The organism is Rhodococcus sp. GQ147 (genome assembly GCF_059759155.1).
This window is the reverse complement of record NZ_JCAXDU010000001.1, coordinates 489,019-506,113: the sequence shown is the minus strand read 5'-3', so window position 1 is coordinate 506,113 and position 17,095 is coordinate 489,019. Positions and strand designations below refer to the sequence as shown.

General features: G+C 68.9%; 19 protein-coding genes. 16 read left to right on the top strand and 3 right to left on the bottom strand.

Features of this window, described 5'->3' with window-relative positions:
* Positions 1 to 97: 97 nt before the first annotated feature.
* Together AC6CID_RS02210 and AC6CID_RS02205 are read left to right on the top strand one after the other, a co-directional pair.
* Positions 98 to 1,279, top strand: coding sequence for a sensor histidine kinase (locus AC6CID_RS02210; RefSeq protein WP_024101733.1), 1,182 nt, complete (start codon positions 98 to 100; stop codon positions 1,277 to 1,279).
* Positions 1,280 to 1,340: 61 nt separating this feature from the next.
* Positions 1,341 to 2,030 carry a winged helix-turn-helix domain-containing protein gene (locus tag AC6CID_RS02205; protein WP_006552355.1) on the top strand — a complete coding sequence of 230 codons (690 nt, stop codon included), beginning with the start codon at positions 1,341 to 1,343 and terminating at the stop codon, positions 2,028 to 2,030.
* Here the strand turns inward: AC6CID_RS02205 and AC6CID_RS02200 are convergent.
* Positions 2,012 to 2,842: a DUF3109 family protein gene (locus AC6CID_RS02200; RefSeq protein WP_024101732.1), complete on the bottom strand. Its 831-nt coding sequence runs from the start codon at positions 2,840 to 2,842 to the stop codon at positions 2,012 to 2,014. The genes AC6CID_RS02205 and AC6CID_RS02200 overlap by 19 nt on opposite strands.
* Before the next feature lie 45 nt (positions 2,843 to 2,887).
* On the opposite strand from AC6CID_RS02200, the gene AC6CID_RS02195 reads away from it, so the two are divergent.
* Genes AC6CID_RS02195 through AC6CID_RS02185 form a run of 3 tightly spaced genes read left to right on the top strand, consistent with a single transcriptional unit; the run spans position 2,888 to position 6,076 of the window.
* Positions 2,888 to 3,841: a Ppx/GppA family phosphatase gene (locus tag AC6CID_RS02195; RefSeq protein ID WP_072740475.1), complete on the top strand. Its 954-nt coding sequence runs from the start codon at positions 2,888 to 2,890 to the stop codon at positions 3,839 to 3,841.
* Positions 3,838 to 5,118, top strand: a complete 1,281-nt coding sequence (locus AC6CID_RS02190) for an Rv0497 family membrane protein (protein WP_064061981.1) — start codon at positions 3,838 to 3,840, stop codon at positions 5,116 to 5,118. Before AC6CID_RS02195 ends, AC6CID_RS02190 begins: the two co-directional genes overlap by 4 nt.
* A 4-nt stretch (positions 5,119 to 5,122) precedes the next feature.
* Positions 5,123 to 6,076, top strand: a complete 954-nt coding sequence (locus AC6CID_RS02185; RefSeq protein WP_019291195.1) for a sugar phosphate isomerase/epimerase family protein — start codon at positions 5,123 to 5,125, stop codon at positions 6,074 to 6,076.
* On the opposite strand, the gene AC6CID_RS02180 is transcribed toward AC6CID_RS02185, so the two are convergent.
* Positions 6,035 to 6,451 carry a hypothetical protein gene (locus tag AC6CID_RS02180; RefSeq protein WP_019291196.1) on the bottom strand — a complete coding sequence of 139 codons (417 nt, stop codon included), beginning with the start codon at positions 6,449 to 6,451 and terminating at the stop codon, positions 6,035 to 6,037. The two genes, AC6CID_RS02185 and AC6CID_RS02180, sit on opposite strands and share 42 nt — an antisense overlap.
* A gap of 94 nt (positions 6,452 to 6,545) precedes the next feature.
* On the opposite strand from AC6CID_RS02180, the gene AC6CID_RS02175 reads away from it, so the two are divergent.
* The 7 genes from AC6CID_RS02175 to AC6CID_RS02145 all read left to right on the top strand — a co-directional run bounded on the left by AC6CID_RS02175 (position 6,546) and on the right by AC6CID_RS02145 (position 12,053).
* Positions 6,546 to 7,211 (top strand): MerR family transcriptional regulator, encoded by a 666-nt coding sequence (locus AC6CID_RS02175; RefSeq protein ID WP_019291197.1) that lies wholly within the window; start codon positions 6,546 to 6,548, stop codon positions 7,209 to 7,211.
* Positions 7,208 to 8,065, top strand: a complete 858-nt coding sequence (locus AC6CID_RS02170; protein ID WP_064061980.1) for a thioesterase family protein — start codon at positions 7,208 to 7,210, stop codon at positions 8,063 to 8,065. The genes AC6CID_RS02175 and AC6CID_RS02170 overlap by 4 nt, the downstream gene beginning before the upstream one ends.
* A gap of 78 nt (positions 8,066 to 8,143) precedes the next feature.
* Positions 8,144 to 9,004, top strand: a complete 861-nt coding sequence (gene proC / locus AC6CID_RS02165; protein WP_024101725.1) for a pyrroline-5-carboxylate reductase — start codon at positions 8,144 to 8,146, stop codon at positions 9,002 to 9,004.
* 213 nt (positions 9,005 to 9,217) lie between these two features.
* Entirely contained in the window at positions 9,218 to 9,454 is a 237-nt protein-coding gene (locus AC6CID_RS02160; RefSeq protein ID WP_006552345.1) for a helix-turn-helix domain-containing protein, read from the top strand.
* A 260-nt stretch (positions 9,455 to 9,714) separates the two neighbouring features.
* Positions 9,715 to 9,816 carry a 30S ribosomal protein bS22 gene (locus tag AC6CID_RS02155; protein WP_003402602.1) on the top strand — a complete coding sequence of 34 codons (102 nt, stop codon included), beginning with the start codon at positions 9,715 to 9,717 and terminating at the stop codon, positions 9,814 to 9,816.
* A 225-nt stretch (positions 9,817 to 10,041) separates the two neighbouring features.
* On the top strand, positions 10,042 to 11,073 hold the full coding sequence (locus AC6CID_RS02150; RefSeq protein ID WP_121208889.1) for an NAD-dependent epimerase/dehydratase family protein: 1,032 nt from the start codon (positions 10,042 to 10,044) through the stop codon (positions 11,071 to 11,073).
* Complete coding sequence (locus AC6CID_RS02145) at positions 11,070 to 12,053, top strand: lysophospholipid acyltransferase family protein (protein ID WP_064061978.1); 984 nt, start codon at positions 11,070 to 11,072, stop codon at positions 12,051 to 12,053. The genes AC6CID_RS02150 and AC6CID_RS02145 overlap by 4 nt, the downstream gene beginning before the upstream one ends.
* Positions 12,054 to 12,092: 39 nt before the next feature.
* Here the strand turns inward: AC6CID_RS02145 and AC6CID_RS02140 are convergent, their stop codons facing one another.
* Positions 12,093 to 13,049, bottom strand: a complete 957-nt coding sequence (locus AC6CID_RS02140; protein ID WP_006552341.1) for an HAD family hydrolase — start codon at positions 13,047 to 13,049, stop codon at positions 12,093 to 12,095.
* Between the two features lie 242 nt (positions 13,050 to 13,291).
* Between AC6CID_RS02140 and AC6CID_RS02135 the strand changes: the two genes are divergently transcribed.
* From AC6CID_RS02135 to hemC, 4 genes are all read left to right on the top strand, one after another.
* Positions 13,292 to 13,582 carry a glutaredoxin family protein gene (locus tag AC6CID_RS02135; protein WP_006552340.1) on the top strand — a complete coding sequence of 97 codons (291 nt, stop codon included), beginning with the start codon at positions 13,292 to 13,294 and terminating at the stop codon, positions 13,580 to 13,582.
* 159 nt (positions 13,583 to 13,741) lie between these two features.
* Positions 13,742 to 14,611 (top strand): redox-sensing transcriptional repressor Rex, encoded by an 870-nt coding sequence (locus tag AC6CID_RS02130; protein WP_019291201.1) that lies wholly within the window; start codon positions 13,742 to 13,744, stop codon positions 14,609 to 14,611.
* Entirely contained in the window at positions 14,608 to 16,029 is a 1,422-nt protein-coding gene (locus tag AC6CID_RS02125; RefSeq protein WP_024101721.1) for a glutamyl-tRNA reductase, read from the top strand. The genes AC6CID_RS02130 and AC6CID_RS02125 overlap by 4 nt, the downstream gene beginning before the upstream one ends.
* Positions 16,026 to 17,036: a hydroxymethylbilane synthase gene (gene hemC, locus AC6CID_RS02120; protein WP_006552338.1), complete on the top strand. Its 1,011-nt coding sequence runs from the start codon at positions 16,026 to 16,028 to the stop codon at positions 17,034 to 17,036. The genes AC6CID_RS02125 and hemC overlap by 4 nt, the downstream gene beginning before the upstream one ends.
* Positions 17,037 to 17,095: the final 59 nt, after the last annotated feature.

Sequence of the window (17,095 nt, the reverse complement as noted above, 5' to 3'; positions counted from 1 at the left end):
GAACAACACTCCAACATCCGAAAAATGGGGTGTGACGTGCGGGAAATGCCGTTGACCCGCTGTCCGGTGGGGTACCGGTGTCATTACGATTCGAAGTGTGAGTGTTACGCAGGCCGTGTTGCTGGCCGTGGTCGCAGCGGTCCTCGGCGGGATCGTCACCGTCGCCGCCGGGAGGCTGGTGCAGCGCCGGGCCCACGGTAGCGACCAAGCCGACCTCACGATGTTCGACGTGCTCGACCGGGTCGTGCACGGGGCGTCGACCGGTATCGCGGTGGTCGACAAGTTCCACGACGTCGTCCTGTCGAACCCGCGCGCCGAGGAACTCGGCCTCGTCCGCAACCGGCAGATCGACGACCGGGCCTGGGCGGCCGCCTGCCAGGTGCTCGAGAAGAGGAAGCCGATCGAACTCGACCTGGGCGCGAAGGCATTGCTCGGCCGCGAGCCCGTCGCGGTGCGCTGCACCGTCCGGCTGCTGCTCGACCAGGATCCGCGCTTCGTCGTGCTCTACGCCTTCGACGACTCCGAGCACGTCCGCATGGAGGCCACCCGGCGCGATTTCGTGGCCAACATCAGCCACGAACTGAAGACCCCCGTCGGCGCGATGGCGTTGCTCGCGGAGGCGCTGCTCGAATCCGTCGACGATCCCGAGACCGTCCGCCACTTCGGCGAACGGGTCCAACGCGAGGCGACGCGCCTCGGCAACATGGTGACCGAACTGATCGCCCTCTCGAAGCTCCAGGGTGCCGAGAAACTGCCCGATCTCGAGGTCGTGGACGTCGACGACGTCGTCGACGAGGCTCTCGACCGCACGCGCCTGACCGCCGAGAACGCCTCGATCACCATCAGCACCGACCGGCCGAGCGGTCTCGAGATCCTCGGTGACCGAACGCTGCTCGTCAGCGCCCTCACCAACCTCATCGAGAACGCGATCGCCTACTCCCCGGCCGGCTCACCGGTGACCATCAGCAGGTCGCTGCGCGACGGCAAGGTCGCTATGGCCGTCACCGACCGGGGGATCGGTATCGCCAAGGAGGACCAGGAGCGGGTCTTCGAGCGCTTCTTCCGCGTCGACAAGGCCCGGTCGCGGGCCACCGGAGGCACCGGCCTCGGGCTGGCCATCGTCAAGCACGTCGCTGCGAACCATCACGGCGAGATCACCCTGTGGAGCAAGCCCGGTACCGGCTCCACCTTCACCCTCCTCGTCCCGGCCCACGTCGAGGACGCCGAGGACGACGAGAACCACACCGCCGACCGCACCGAGAAGGTGGTCGGATCGTGACGCAGACCCCACCCGGGTTCCCGGGCGGACGGATATCGAGAAACAGACGGAGGACCAGCTCGTGACGCGTGTGCTGATCGTCGAGGACGAGGAATCGTTGGCGGATCCGCTCGCCTTCCTGCTGCGGAAGGAGGGGTTCGAGACGACCATCGCCGGCGACGGCCCCTCGGCCCTCGCCGAGTTCGACCGGGAGGGCGCCGACATCGTCCTGCTCGACCTGATGCTCCCCGGGATGAGCGGCACCGACGTGTGCAAGCAGTTGCGGACCCGCTCGGGTGTGCCGGTCATCATGGTCACCGCTCGCGACAGTGAGATCGACAAGGTCGTCGGGCTCGAACTCGGCGCCGACGACTACGTCACCAAGCCGTACTCGGCGCGTGAACTCATCGCCCGGATCCGTGCGGTCCTGCGGCGCGGGGCCGACACCGAGAGCGAGGTAGCGGCGGACGACGGACTGCTCGAGGCCGGACCCGTGCGGATGGACGTCGACCGTCACGTCGTGCACGTCAACGGTGAGCCGGTTGCCATGCCGCTCAAGGAATTCGACCTGCTCGAATATCTCCTGCGGAACTCCGGGCGGGTGCTCACCCGCGGACAGCTCATCGACCGGGTGTGGGGCGCCGACTACGTCGGCGACACCAAGACCCTCGACGTCCACGTCAAGCGTCTGCGCTCGAAGATCGAGGAGGATCCGGCCAAGCCGCGTCACCTCGTGACGGTGCGCGGTCTGGGTTACAAGCTCGAGGCCTGATCGGAGCCGGCATCGGAGCCCGCCTGTGCTGCCGACGTCGCGGGATGGATCGCGATCAGACCCAGTCCCTGGCGTCGCCGGCACAGGCGCGCGAGCTCGTCGTAGGCCGCCGCACCGAGGAGTTCGGTGAGCTCGGGGGCGTACGACTGCCAGACCGGACGCTCGCCGACGTGCGCGTCGGGAGAGCCCGAGCAGTACCAGTCGAGGTCGTGCCCACCCTCACCCCAGCCGCGTCGGTCGTACTCGGTGATGACCGTGCGCAGGATCTCGGTGCCGTCGGGGCGCTCGACCCAGTCCTGGGTGCGGCGGATCGGGAGCTGCCAGCACACGTCCGGCTTCATCTCGAGCGGTTCGATGCCGCGTCGCAACGCCATGGTGTGGAGAGCACAGCCCTGGCCGCCCTCGAATCCGGGACGGTTCAGGAAGATGCACGCACCCTTGTAGCGGCGGGTGCGCAGGGCGGGCTCGTCGTCGATCTCGTCCTCTTCGAGGTAGCCCTTCTTGCCCAGGCCCTTGTCCATGAACTGCCAATCGGCCGGCGTGAGGTGTTTCACTGCCTTCGCCAGCTTCTGGCGATCGTCGTCGTCGGACAGGAACGCACCGTGCGAGCAGCACCCGTCGTCGGGTCGCTCGGCGATGATGCCCTGGCACGCCGGAGTGCCGAACACGCAGGTCCACCGCGAGAGCAGCCATGTCATGTCTGCGGCGATGACGTGTTCGTCGTTGTCGGGGTCGGTGAACTCCACCCATTCCCGAGGAAAGTCGAGAGGGACTTCCGGGGCCGGGTCGAGTTTGTGTGGGGCATGGGACATACCTGCTGTCACAGGTCCCGACGGTAGACCCAGTACCGTATTGATGTGCGCTTAGGGGTACTCGACGTCGGAAGCAACACCGTTCACCTGTTGGTGGTGGACGCCCATCGTGGTGGGCACCCCACGCCGATGAGTTCGACGAAGGCCACGCTGCGGCTGTCCGAGAACATGGACGACAACGGCGACATCACCTCCAACGGCGCCGATCAGCTCGTCGAGACCACCGCCGAATTCGCCAGCATCGCCCGCACCTCGGGATGCGGCGAGCTCATGGCGTTCGCGACGTCCGCGGTGCGCGACGCCGGCAACTCCGAGGCCGTCCTCGAGCGGGTGCGCCGGGAGGCCGGGGTGTCGCTGGACGTGCTCTCCGGCGAGGACGAGGCGCGGCTGACCTTCCTCGCGGTGCGCCGCTGGTACGGCTGGAGCGCCGGAAACATCCTCGACCTCGACATCGGCGGTGGTTCGCTCGAGCTCACCTTCGGTGGCGACGAGGACCCCGAGATCGCCTACTCGCTCCAGCTCGGTGCGGGACGGCTCACCCGCGACTGGTTCCGTGAGGACCCGCCCGGCAAGCGCCGGATCTCGGCGCTGCGCGACTGGCTCGACGCCGAACTCGCCGAGCCGGCGAAGGCCATACGCAACGCGGGCGACCCCGACCTGTGTGTGGGCACCTCCAAGACCTTCCGGACCCTCGCCCGCCTGACCGGCGCGGCCCCCTCGTCCGCCGGCCTGCGGGTACAACGGACCCTGACGGCCAGCGGACTGCGCCAGCTCATCGCCTTCATCTCCCGGATGACCACGGCCGACCGCGCAGAACTCGAAGGCGTCAGCTCGGACCGGTCCGAGCAACTCGTCGCCGGCGCCCTCGTCGCGGAGGCGAGCATGCGTGCCCTCGGAGTGGAGACGCTGCAGATCTGCCCGTGGGCGTTGCGCGAAGGCCTGATTCTTCGGAAGCTCGATACGGATATGGGTGGCGAACTGGTGGTGGCAACCGGATGAGCGAGAATCGCAGCAACGACACGGGGCAGATCTCCGTGGCCGAGCTGTTGGCGCGTAACGGCCAGAAGGTGGGAACACGGGCCGGGGGACGACGCCGACGAGGTGCGAGCGGCGGCATCTCCGTCGCCGAACTGACGGGCGAGATCCCGATCACCCGCGCAGACAGCAAGGTCGAGCGGCACACCCCGACCGATGCGGAAAGCGCTGCCGGGCAGGCGGATTCGTCGTCCTCGACGGCTGCTGCCGAGGCGGATACCCCGCCGAAGGCCGTCCCGGCGCCACGCAAGGTCGAGACCCCGAAGCTAGAGACGCCGAAGGCGGCGACCTTCGCGCTGTCCGACATCGAGAAGACCACCGTGACCCCGCGGGTTGCCGTCGAGACGAAGACGCCGCCGGTGAAGACCGGAACGAGCACGCCTGCCGTCACGAAGACGACGCCTGCCGCGAAAACACCACCCACTGCGAAGACGCCGTCCGGCCCGGCGGCGAAGGTGCCTGCAGCCGCGGATGAAGTGTCGAAGACGGACACGGTGTCGAAGACGGATGCAGTCTCGAAGACGGCCGCATCGACGAAGGCAGCGTCCAAGGCGGCGCCGCCCAAGATCGAGTCGCCGACCGAGGTCATCCGTCCCGAGGCGCTTCCCCGGCGCGCGCGGGCGCATCTCGGAGCGGCAGCGCCCGGCTCGCAGTCCGGTGAAGGAGCAGCGGTCGCCGACAAGAAGGCGGACAAGAAATCCGAGAAGGCGAGCGCCCCGGCGGTGTCGGTGCGCAAGGCCGACGTCGCCGAACCGCGACTACTGTCCGGCCCCGCCAGCGACCTGCAGGGCACCGGTTCCGACGCCGACGACTCGACCGACACCATCGGTGCTGCGGGTGCCGCGCCCGACGCTTCGGAGGGAGTGGCATCGTCGCGGTCGCGGAAGTCCCGCGGCAAGGGTGGGAAGGCGACGTCCGACGCCGCCGACGACTCGGCACGGAAGAGTGCGGACGACGAGTCCACCGACGCGGAGCAGGGCAGTGGCCTCAAGCAATGGGCGTTGCTGATCGGCGAGAGCGTCGCCGCGATCGTCGCGGGCGGATTGCTCTTCAAGGGCTTCGAGCGGTTGTGGGACCTCATGCCGTGGGTCGCCTTCGCGCTCGCGCTGCTGGTGATCGTGGGCCTGGTCGCGCTGGTGCGTGTCCTGCGGCGCACCGACGACATCACGAGTCAGCTCATCGCGCTCGCGGTGGGAGCATTCGTGGCCTTCGGGCCGCTGTTGTTCCTGCTGCCCGGGTGAGCCGATGCCGACCGCGCAGGGAATCCGGGTAGGGCTGTCCACCGCTTCGGTCTATCCGGAGAACACCGAAGCGGCGTTCCGCTTCGCGGCCGATCTCGGTTTCGACGGGGTCGAGCTGATGGTGTGGGCCGAACCGGTGAGCCAGGACCCCACCTCGGTGGAGCGTCTGGTCCGCGAGTACGGCGTGCCGGTGCTCGCCGTGCACGTGCCGTGTCTGCTGATCTCGCAGCGCGTGTGGGGATCCGATCCCGCCGCCAAGCTCGACCGTTCGGTGCGTGTCGCCGAGATCCTCGGTGCGGAGACCGTCGTGGTCCATCCGCCCTTCCGGTGGCAGCGTCGCTATGCGGAGGGATTCTCCGACCAGGTCGCGGCGCTCGAGGCCGACAGCCACGTGGTGCTCGCGGTCGAGAACATGTACCCGATGAGGGCCGACGTCGTCTTCGGCGGTCGTGATCGCGGCGCCGAACGTCTGCGCCGGCGCGGTCCCGGCCGCGCGGTCTCGGCCTACAGCCCGTCGCTCGACCCCACCGACACCGGTTTCGCGCACTACACGCTCGACCTGTCGCACACCGCGACCGCGGGGGCCGACGCCCTCGCGCTCGCGGATCGGATGGGGGAGGGGCTCGCCCACCTCCATCTCGCCGACGGCCGGGGCTCCTCGCTCGACGAACACCTCGTCCCGGGAACGGGCACGCAGCCGTGTGCGGACGTGTGCCGCCGGCTCGCCGCGAGCGACTTCGGCGGGCACGTGGTGCTCGAGATCAGCACCCAGAGCGCACGGACGCGTGCGGAGCGCGCCGGGATGCTGGCGCGTTCGCTGGCCTTCGCGCGCACGCACCTGGATCGCTCGGCGACGCGCGCGATCACCGCCGGCCCCGAGAGTCCCCGGCACACGGACATCGCGCGCGTCCCCGCCTCAGAGGGCAGCGATTCCGGCGGCGAGCACGGCGACGCCTGAGATCAGCACGCCCGCGGTGAGGGAGACGGCGCCGAGCCGGACCGCCGCGAACATCCGGCCGGGCCGCGTCGGATCGGGCCCGAGCACCGACAGGAAGAAGCCTGCCGGGATCAGGATCGCGGCGACGAGCACGGCGATGGCGCCGGCCGCCGACCAACCGGGTGATGCGCCCACGACGTGCGTGAGAACGGCGATGAGCAGCCCGAGGGTGACGAGTACTCCAGCGTGGGCGTGACCGGCACGGAAGAACGTCTTCTGCAGGTCGTTGGTGGGTACGCCGCCCGCGGCGACGCGTAGCAGGAAGGTGCCTCCGAAGGCGATGCCTGCGACGGTGAGCACGGTGCTCCCGAGAACGATGGTCACGAGCGGATGCATGAGGGCCTCCTCGGCCGGTACTCCGTGACTGGATACTACAACTATCCAATACTGGATAGTTGTAGTATCCGGTGTCGAGGAGCGGAGGTGATCGGTGCGTATCTCGGAACTCGCCGAGCGTTGCGGCATACCGCTGCCGACGGTGAAGTACTACCTGCGCGAGGGGCTGCTCATGCCGGGCGTGGCGACGAGCGTCACCTCGGCGACCTACGACGACCGGCACGTGCGGCGCATGGGTCTGGTCCGGTCACTCGCCGCGCAGGGTCTGCCCCTCGAGAAGATCAAGACCGTCGTGGATCTCGTCGACAATCCCCGCGACGACCTCTTCGTCGAACTCGGCCACGCCATCGCCGCGCTGCCACCCTACGTCGAGGACTCGGCCGGTCCCGGCTATCCCCGCGCCCGCCACCTGCTCGAACGCCTCGGCCAGATCTACGACCCACGGTTCGCGGCCGTGGCGCAACTCGAACACGCGCTCGCGGCACTCGAAGCCGCCGGCCTGCGGATGGACGACCGCCGGATCGACGCCTACGGCCGTCACGTCCGCGCCATCGCCGAACTCGACCTCGAACTGCTGCCGACGCACTCCCGGGAAGCCACCGTGGAAGCGGCCGTGCTCGGGACCGCCCTGTACGAACCGGTCCTCACGGCCATGCGCCGGTTGGCCCACCAGCATCTCGCCGCCCGCATGTTCGGGTCCGGTGGACCCCCCACGACCGGCGCCGATCCGGCCCCGAACGACGACCAGGAGCAGCAGTGACCCTCACCGACCAGCCCTTCCTCGACCTGACCTCGGTCACCCGGGTGCCGGGAGAGCACCCGGATGGCACGGCGGCCTGGCAGGCGCACATCGATCCGGTGTGGACCATCGGGCCCAAGGTGCACGGCGGATGCATGCTCGCGGTCTGCGCGTCCGCGGCGCGCAGGTCGGTGCTCGACGCCGGCGTCGACCCGCTCACCCAGCCCCTCGCCGTGAGTGGCTCGTTCGTCGCCGCGCCCAACCCCGGCGACGTCGAACTCACCACCGTCCTACGCAAGCAGGGCAAGCAGATCGCCCTTGTGGACGTCGAACTGTCCCAGGCCGGGCGTGTGGCGGTGCGGGCGAGTGTCACCCTCGGCACGCCGGATACCGAGGAGCCCCTCCACACGGTGCCGCACCGCGCGACCACCATGCCCGCCGACCCGCCGGCCGAGTCGGTGCTCGTCACCCCCGAGCACCCCATGGGGCAGATCGTGAAGTTCGCCGCCACCTCCCACCTCCGGATCGACTCCGCCACCGCGCGTTTCCTCGACGGGCAGCAGGGCGAACCGCTCGTGTCGATGTGGACGCGGCCGTCGCCGGGCGACGAGGCCGACGTCGACACCTCGGTGCTGTTCGCGCTCATGTGCGGCGACGTGTCGGCTCCCGTCGCGATGAACCTCGGCCGTTTCGGCTGGGCGCCGACGGTGCAACTCACCGCCTATCTGCGGCGGGTCCCGGCTCCGGGATGGCTGCGGGTCATCGCCGAGAGCAGCGTGCTCGGCAGCACCTGGTTCGAGGAGGACCACACTGTCGTCGACTCGACCGGCCAGGTGGTCGTGCAATCGCGTCAGCTGGCCATGATGCCGCGCTGATACGCCCGAACGCGGTAGGTCCCGACAGGCGGGTGACCGTGGTGTAGGCCGCACGGACGGTCGTGGCAGGCTGTCCCCATGACGAGAATCGCAGTGATCGGTGGCGGCAGGATCGGCGAGGCGCTGATCTCGGGTCTGCTGAAGAACGGCTTCGCGACCAAGGATCTCGTGGTCGCCGAGAAGTTCGAGGAACGGCGTGAGGAACTGTCCCGGGCCTACTCGATCCGGGTCACCGACAGCACCTCCGACGCCGCGGAAGGCGCCGACGTGGTGGTCGTGGCCGTCAAGCCCAACGACGTGGACGTCGTCGTCACCGCCCTCGCGGCGGTCGACGCCGGGAACGACGACGAGCAGATCCTGGTGTCGCTTGCCGCGGGCATCCCGACGGTCCGCTACGAGACCAAGCTCCCGGCCGGCTTCCCCGTCGTGCGCGTGATGCCGAACACCCCGATGCTCGTCGGGGAGGGCGCGAGCGTGCTGTCCGCCGGTCGGTACGTCAAGCAGCAGCATCTCGACACGGTCCGCGAGATCCTCGCGAGCGTGGGAACGGTCTCGGTGGTCCCGGAGGCGCAGATCGACGCGGTCACCGCGGTTTCCGGATCCGGGCCCGCATATTTCTTTCTCGTCGCGGAGGCGATGATCGACGCCGGTGTCTCGCTCGGCCTGACGCGGGCGGTGGCCACCGATCTGGTGGTGCAGACGATGACCGGCTCGGCCGCGATGCTCACGCGCTCGGGGGACAACGCTGCCGACCTGCGCGCCGCGGTCACCTCGCCGGGTGGCACCACGGCGGCCGCGATCCGCGAACTCGAGCGTGGAGGCCTGCGTACGGCCTTCTACGAGGCGCTCGACGCTGCGAAGCGCCGTTCCGCGCAACTCGGGGCGGCATCGGATCAGCCGTCGCCTGCGGCCCGCGAGGGGCTCTCCGGGACGGCCTGACAGGGCATCCACCCGAGGCACTGACAGGTGTCACTGCGGAACGCTGACAGACGTCACCGTAGGGCGTAGCGTGGCGACGAACAGCCGCCCGCCGGAAATTCCCCAGCTGCATCGTCGCACAGGAACCATTCGTCACGCTAAGCTCGAATCAGCACGTGCGTGTCTGTTCCGCCGGAGGGGAAGCCGGCGGCGCGGGCGTGCCGGAGGTGTGTAATGGTTTCAGGAAACACGCCGTCGAAGGGTCAACCTCAAGACGGACAGTCGGTTCTCGCCGGTACCCAGTTCCTGACGGTTGCCGAAGTGGCAGCTCTCATGCGGGTGTCGAAGATGACCGTGTACAGGCTGGTGCACAGTGGCGAACTACCCGCAGTGCGTGTGGGACGCTCGTTCCGCGTGCATGCGAAGGCCGTCCACGACTACCTCGAGACGTCGTACTTCGACGTCGGATAGAGGTCGGACAGGGACGATCGGCGCATCGTCGGGGACGACGGTACGACGAACGGATCCGGTGCGCGAGGGAAGTCGCGTTCCGGGACGGACCTCGGTTTCACGCCGGGTGGGCCGCCCCGGTAGGATTGCTTGTCGTCGTACCGGCCAGCCGGTGTCGTGAGGCGCTGTTACTCGTCGCCACGAGGCCCAGCGTCGACATACATCAGGCGTACGTCACCGGCGTGCGCAGGAACGCTACAAGGAACGTGAGGGATGCCCACATGGGATCTGTGATCAAGAAGCGCCGTAAGCGCATGTCGAAGAAGAAGCACCGCAAGCTGCTCCGCCGCACCCGAGTGCAGCGTCGTAAACTCGGCAAGTAAGCCCTGCGCCTGTCCGATGCCCGTCACCTTCCATGGTGGCGGGCATCGTTCGTCTGTGCATCCCGGTACACGAAAGTTCACCCACGAGTCGTGCGATGGCGGCGAAGTGGCCGTATTGTGGGACGGCATACCGCGTCGGGGCGAATGTGACCGATGACGCGTGCGGTGCAGCAGGGGGTTTCACGAGTGGTTTCGCAGGGGCACGAAGTGGCACGTCCACGAGTCGTGCTGGTCACCGGAGCAAGTCGGTTCCTGGGTGGTTTCCTCGTCACCAGGCTCGCCCAGAATCCCGACATCGAGCGGGTGATCGGCGTCGACACCCAGTCGCCGTCGAAGGACATGCTCCGGCGCATGGGGCGGGCCGAGTTCGTGCTCGCCGACATCCGCAACCCACTCATCGGCAAGATCATCCGCAACATGGACGTCGACACCGTCGTCCACGCGTCCGCCGTCACGAAGGCCCCGAAGTCCGGGAGCCGCACGGCGATGAAGGACATGAACGTCCTCGGCGCGATGCAGCTGTTCGCGGTGTGCCAGAAGGCACCCTCGGTGCGCAGGATCGTGCTGCGCTCGTCGTCCGTCCTCTACGGATCGAGTGCCAAGGACCCCGCGAAGTTCACCGAGGAGATGAGCGCCCGCCGCCGGCCCACGGGCGCCTTCGCCCGCGACATGATAGAGGTCGAGGGATATCTGCGCGGCGTCGCCCGGCGGCGCAGCGACATCGCGACCACCATCCTCCGGTTCGCACCCACCGTCGGGAACCGGCTGCCCGGCTCGGTGTCGAGCTATCTCACCTCCCCGCTCGTCCCCAACGTGCTCGGCCGCGACGCGCGACTACAGTTGCTGCACGAGGAGGACGCACTCGGTGCGCTCGAACACGCGGTCGTCGCCGGACCGTCAGGGACGTACAACATCGCCGGTGAGGGGATCGTCACGATGACCCAGGCCGTGCGCCGGGCCGGTGGCGTCACCGTGCCGATGCCCTACGCGCTGTTCCGCACGGTCGGGCACGCACTCATGGGTTCCGTGATGAACTCCTTCACCAAAGAAGAACTCGACTATTTCCATTTCGGATGCGGACTCGACACCACGCGCATGCGCAACGAGTTCGGATTCGAACCACGCTGGACCACGAGAGAAGCGCTCGACGATTTCGCCCGGGGCCTCGCCCTCACCCGCATCGTGAAGACCGAATGGGTGGACAAGGCCGAGTCGATGGCGCTCTCCGTGCTCGGAGAGACGAGGGAGACGCGATGACGGAGGTCGCGAAGGTCATCCCGTTGCACGCCGGCAACCGCCGTCCCGGCGAACGGGTCACACGCACACCCCATCCGTCGATGGGGCCACCGCCCACCCCCGAGCAGGTGAACCGCACCGATCGATTCCTCGACGACCTGCGCGGCACGCTCGCACAACAGGTCACCGCCACCGCCGAGTTCGTGCGCCGCCGGATGACCGGCGACTACGAAGTCGACGACTTCGGCTTCGACCCGCACTTCACCGAGAACGTCGTCCTGCCGGTGCTGCGACCCCTGTTCGACAAGTGGTTCCGCGTCGAGGTCCGCGGCGTCGAGAACATCCCCGCCGACGGCAGCGCACTCGTCGTCGCCAACCACGCCGGCACGCTCCCCGTCGACGCACTGATGACCTCCGTCGCCGTGCACGACCACGCGGATCGTCACCTGCGGATGCTCGCCGCCGATCTCGCCTTCGGTATGCCCGTGGTGGGGACGGTGACGCGCAAGGCCGGCCACACCCTCGCGTGCCATCCCGACGCCGAACGACTCCTCCGGCAGGACCAGGTGGTCGCGGTCTTCCCCGAGGGGTACAAGGGACTCGGCAAGCCGTTCAAGGAGCGTTACAAACTGCAGCGGTTCGGCCGCGGAGGTTTCGTGTCGGCGGCCCTGCGCACCCAGGCGCCCATCGTGCCGTGCTCGATCGTCGGCTCCGAGGAGATCTACCCGAACATCGCCGACCTCACCTCGCTCGCACGCCTGCTCGGCCTGCCCTACTTCCCGATCACCCCGCTGTTCCCGGCGCTCGGCCCGCTCGGGATCGTGCCGCTGCCGTCGAAGTGGTACATCGAGTTCGGCACACCCATCGTCACCGACGTGTACGACGAGGCCTCGGCGGAGGATCCGATGGTGTTGTTCGAGGTCACCGACCACGTGCGCGAGACGATCCAGCAGACCCTCTACAAACTGCTCACGCGCCGGCGGAACGTCTTCCTCGGCTGAGCACCTCGAAAATCAAGCCGCTCGGTCGCGGCTGTACTGTCAGGCCGCTCGATCGCGGCGGCGACCCACGAGGACCGCGACAGCACCACCCGCGGCACCGAGACCGAGCGCCGTCGGCACCCCGACCTTCGCGGCCTTGCGCGCCGTCCGGAAGTCGCGGATCTCCCACCCGCGTGTGCGAGCGACCTGCCGTAGATCCGGATCGGGATTGATCGCGACGGCCGTGCCGACCACCGAGAGCATCGGCACGTCGTTGTGGCTGTCCGAATAAGCCGTGCAGCGCTTGAGATTCAGACCCTCACGGATCGCGAGGGCCCGCACCGCGTGCGCCTTGCCGAGACCGTGCAGGATGTCGCCGACGAGACGGCCCGTGAAGACGCCGTCCTTCGACTCGGCGACGGTGCCGAGCGCACCGGTCAGGCCGAGGCGTTCGGCGATGACGTCGGCCAGTTCGACCGGCGTCGCGGTCACGAGCCACACCTGCTGGCCCGCGTCCAGGTGCATCTGCGCGAGCGCGCGGGTGCCCGGCCAGATCTTGTCGGCGATGATGTCGTCGTAGATCTCCTCGCCGAGCCGGCGCAGTTCCTCCGTGGAGCGGCCCTGCACGAACGACAGCGCCTTGTCGCGACCGGACGCGACGTCGTTCATGTTCTCCTTGCCCGTCAGGCGGAACTTGACCTGCTGCCAGGCGAACTCGAACAGGTCGGACTTGTCGAAGTAGTTCCGGGCGACGAGGCCGCGGGCGAAGTGGATGATCGACGCGCCCTGCACCATCGTGTTGTCGACGTCGAAGAACGCCGCCGCGGTCAGATCGCGCGGGACGGGAGCGGTATCGGGGGAGGGCTCGGGTTCGACGCGGGATTCCTGCAACGCGAGGGCGGCATCGGCGCTCGCCTCACCTGCGAGATTGGCGCGGACCTCTTCCTCGCTGGGTCCGAATTTGCGAGAGAAGAGCCGACGTCCGGGACGGATGATGCTCGCCCACGTCTCACCCATGCCCCATCCGTAGGGAAACGAACGTCCTGGCACTCGCACCTCCGGTGTCGTAACGGGCGGGGCTGTCGAAACGGGCGGGCCCCGTGTGACCCCTGCACTTTCGGGCGCCGCACATATGGCGACCGCATGCACGGGCGACCCGCGCCAAGCCTAGCCCGCGACACCGCCCCTCACCGGGAGGCCGTCGCCCCCGTGACGGGGTGTGACGTTCATCTCGACAGGTCGTGCCGCACAGTGGAGGCATGAGTGAGCAATCGTCATCGGCAACGAGCGGCTCCGCGAGCCGTCATCACCTGACCCTTCTCGTGCGCGCCGGGTGCGGTGCGTGCGGTCCTGCGCGCGAGCAGCTCGAGGCGCTCGCGGAGGAGCTCGGCGTCGAGGTCACCTGCATCGACGTGGATGTCGCTGCCGCAACCGATCCCGATCTGAGGGCCGAATTCGGGGACCGTCTGCCCGTCGTTCTGCTCGACGGACGCGAGCACAGCTACTGGGAGGTCGACGAGCCGCGACTGCGCGCAGATCTCGCTCGGTGAGTCGGCAGGTCCTCGTCGTACAGCAGGTGGGAAGCACATTCGGGGTGCTTCGAGCAACTTTGTGCATGGCTTCACAAGCGGTTACCGTGGTGTGAACGAATTCCCGGATCACCGTGAGGCCAGGCGTGTATCCACCGGCCGGACGAGGAGCCACGTACCGTGACGCAGTTGCACCCACCGCAGGGCGAGGACGCTCGCGGCACCGCCGAGTCCGGCGAGGGTGCCACTCCCACTCCTCCGGTCCGCGATATCCCACAGGCTACTGTGACGCGTCTCGCGACCTACCTCCGGGTCCTCGGTGCGTTCGCCGAAGCGGGCACTCTCATCGTCTCCAGTGAGGAACTCGCGGCCGCCGCCGGGGTCGGTTCGGCCAAACTGCGCAAGGATCTGTCCTTCCTCGGACCCAACGGAGTGCGCGGCGTCGGCTACGACGTCCTGCGCCTCCAGTCCCGCATCGAAGCAGCTCTCGGACTCGACCGGGGCCATCGCGTCGTGCTCGTCGGAGTTGGCAGCCTCGGCCGCGCCCTCGCCCGGTATCCGGGCTTCGACCGCCGCGGTTTCACGATGGCCGGACTCTTCGATTCCGATCCCGACGTGGTGGGCACACGTGTGGGCGATCTCGTCGTGCGTCACGTCGACGATCTCGAGAACGGAGCCCATGAACTCGGCGCGACCATCGGTGTCGTCGCCACCCCCGACGAGGCAGCACAGCAGGTGTGCGATCGGCTCGTGCTCGCAGGAGTGCGCAGCATCCTGAGCTTCGCTCCCGTCGAACTCGATGTCCCCGACCACGTCGAGATCCGACGCGTCGATCTGTCCGTCGAGATGCAGGTCCTGTCCTTCAACAGCACCCGCAACGGGGAGACCCCCCGGGCCGCGACCGCTGACGTTCGTCCTGCTGCCGGCGACGTACGCCCCGCCGGCATACCGCGGGTGTCCACCCGAAGCTCTGCTCGGCGTACCACAACAGGAAAGGCGGGTCCGATGGGCTCGGCCGCGACCAGAAACGGATCGGTGATCGCACCGTGAGTGTTCTCCTCGTCGGGATATCGCATAGGAGCGCACCGGTCCCGGTGCTCGAGAAGGTGGCGGTCACGGACACCGACCGCCCCAAGCTCACCGACAAGATGCTGGCGTCGGACAAGATCTCCGAAGCGATGATCGTCTCCACCTGCAACCGGGTGGAGATCTACGCGGTGGTCGACGCCTTCCACGGCGCGCTCGCCGCGGTCAGCGAACTGCTCGCCGAGCACTCGGGTCTGCCCGTCACCGAACTGCACAAGCACGCCTACGTCCGCTACAGCGAGGCCGCTGCCGAACACCTGTTCTCCGTCGCCAGCGGGCTCGACTCGATGGTCGTGGGGGAGCAGCAGATCCTCGGCCAGATCCGCACCGCCTACGCCGCCGCCGACGCTCAGCAGGCCGCCGGCCGCACCCTGCACGAACTCGCCCAGCAGGCGCTGCGCGTCGGCAAGCGGGTGCACTCGGAGACCGGCATCGACGCCGCCGGTGCATCCGTCGTGTCGGTCGCGCTCGACAAGGCCTCGAACTTCCTCGGAGGCGCCCTGAAGGGCCGCACCGCCGCGGTGATCGGTGCCGGCGCCATGGGTGGTCTCGCCGTCGCGCATCTCGTCCGGGCCGAGGTCGGCTCGATCGTCGTCGCCAACCGCACCCGCGACCGTGCCGAGCGACTCGCCGAGACCGCACAGGCCGCCGGTGTCGACGCCGAGGTCGTCGGATTCGACGATCTCGCGACCGCACTGAGCCGCGCCGACGTCGCCGTCACCTGCACCGGAGCCGTGGGCGCCGTCGTCACGCTCGCCGACGCGCACCGCGCACTCGCGCAGCCCGGCCGCGGCGAACGCCCCCTCGCGATCTGCGATCTCGGTCTGCCGCGCGACGTCGACACCGCCGTGGCCGGTCTTCCCGGTGTGCAGGTCTTCGACATGGAGTCGCTGCAGCGCGACCCGTCGGCCGGCGCCGCCGCGACCGACGCGGAGGCCGCCCGCACGATCGTCGCCGCCGAGCTGTCGCAGTACCTCACCGCGCAGCGACTCGCCGAGGTCACCCCCACCGTGACGGCACTGCGTCAGCGCGCCGCCGAAGTGGTCGAGGGCGAACTGATGCGCCTCGAATCGCGACTGCCCGATCTCGACGACGGCCAGCGCGGCGAGGTCGCCCGCACCGTGCGCCGGGTCGTCGACAAGCTCCTCCACGCACCGACGGTGCGCGTCAAGCAGCTCGCGTCGACGCCGGGAGGCGACCAGTACGCCGAGGCCCTGCGCGAGCTGTTCGAGCTGCGCCCGGGCTCGGTCGAGGCGGTCGCGACACCCACCAAGGATCTGAACTCGCTGACCGATCCCACCCTCTCGGGGGATCTGTCCGCCGCACTCGACCCCGCTGTCACCACCGAACTCCAGGCCTCACGAAAGGACGGCACCGCATGAGCACCGAAGCCGCATCGGTTTCCCGCGACGATGTTGCTCGGCAGGATCGTCCCCTGCGTATCGGTACCCGCGGCAGCGTGCTCGCCACGACCCAGGCCGGTACCGTGCGCGACGCACTGATTGCCGCCGGTCGCCCGGCAGAGCTCGTCATCATCACCACCAAGGGCGATGTGACGCCCGGCCCGGTGCAGCGCATCGGCGTCGGCGTGTTCACCGCCGAGCTGCGCGAGGCGCTGCTCGCAGGTGAGGTCGACGTCGCCGTGCACTCCTACAAGGACCTGCCGACCTTCCAGGATCCGCGCCTCGTCGTCGCGGCCGTCCCCGAGCGGGAGGACCCGCGCGACGCGCTCGTCGCCCGTGACGGACTCGTCCTCGGCGAGCTGCCGCCCGGCTCCAAGGTCGGTACCTCGGCGCCGCGCCGGCGGGCACAACTCGCTGCGCTCGGCCTGGGACTGCAGATCGAACCGCTGCGCGGCAACATCGACACCCGCATCGGCAAGGTCGACTCCGGCGAACTCGACGCGATCGTCATCGCGCGTGCCGGACTGTCGCGGATCGGACGCCTGGACCGGGTCACCGAGTCCCTCGAACCGGTACAGATGCTGCCCGCGCCGTCGCAGGGTGCGCTCGCCGTGGAGTGCCGGTCGGACGATCCCGAGATGATCGAGCTGCTCGCCGGACTCGACCATGCGCCGAGCCGCGCCGCAGTCGTCGCGGAGCGCTCGCTGCTCGCCGAACTCGAAGCCGGATGCACCGCACCGGTGGGGGCGATCGCCGAGGTCGTCGAATCGCTCGACGACGACGGCCGGGTGATCGAGGAACTATCGGTGCGCGGATGCGCCGCCGCCATGGACGGATCGGATGTGCTGCGAGCGAGCGCGGTGGGGGCGCCGGAGAAGGCCGAGGAACTCGGTCGCCGTGTCGCCCGCGAACTGCTCGACCTCGGTGCGCGCGAGCTCATGGTCGAGCACGGGGTCCTCCCCGAGACGAGACCTGCCGATGATTGACACAGCCGGCACCGTCACCCGATTTGCCCATACCGCTGATTTGACCGCACTGGAGAATG

What these genes read in the sequence shown, in the direction of transcription:
- AC6CID_RS02155 (WP_003402602.1), top strand. Translation starts at nt 9,715, where the DNA reads ATGGGATCTGTGATCAAGAAGCGCCGTAAGCGCATGTCGAAGAAGAAG.
- AC6CID_RS02200 (WP_024101732.1), bottom strand. Translation starts at nt 2,842, where the DNA reads ATGTCCCATGCCCCACACAAACTCGACCCGGCCCCGGAAGTCCCTCTC.
- AC6CID_RS02145 (WP_064061978.1), top strand. Translation starts at nt 11,070, where the DNA reads ATGACGGAGGTCGCGAAGGTCATCCCGTTGCACGCCGGCAACCGCCGT.
- AC6CID_RS02135 (WP_006552340.1), top strand. Translation starts at nt 13,292, where the DNA reads ATGAGTGAGCAATCGTCATCGGCAACGAGCGGCTCCGCGAGCCGTCAT.
- hemC (WP_006552338.1), top strand. Translation starts at nt 16,026, where the DNA reads ATGAGCACCGAAGCCGCATCGGTTTCCCGCGACGATGTTGCTCGGCAG.
- AC6CID_RS02185 (WP_019291195.1), top strand. Translation starts at nt 5,123, where the DNA reads ATGCCGACCGCGCAGGGAATCCGGGTAGGGCTGTCCACCGCTTCGGTC.
- proC (WP_024101725.1), top strand. Translation starts at nt 8,144, where the DNA reads ATGACGAGAATCGCAGTGATCGGTGGCGGCAGGATCGGCGAGGCGCTG.
- AC6CID_RS02160 (WP_006552345.1), top strand. Translation starts at nt 9,218, where the DNA reads ATGGTTTCAGGAAACACGCCGTCGAAGGGTCAACCTCAAGACGGACAG.
- AC6CID_RS02180 (WP_019291196.1), bottom strand. Translation starts at nt 6,451, where the DNA reads ATGCATCCGCTCGTGACCATCGTTCTCGGGAGCACCGTGCTCACCGTC.
- AC6CID_RS02190 (WP_064061981.1), top strand. Translation starts at nt 3,838, where the DNA reads ATGAGCGAGAATCGCAGCAACGACACGGGGCAGATCTCCGTGGCCGAG.
- AC6CID_RS02140 (WP_006552341.1), bottom strand. Translation starts at nt 13,049, where the DNA reads ATGGGTGAGACGTGGGCGAGCATCATCCGTCCCGGACGTCGGCTCTTC.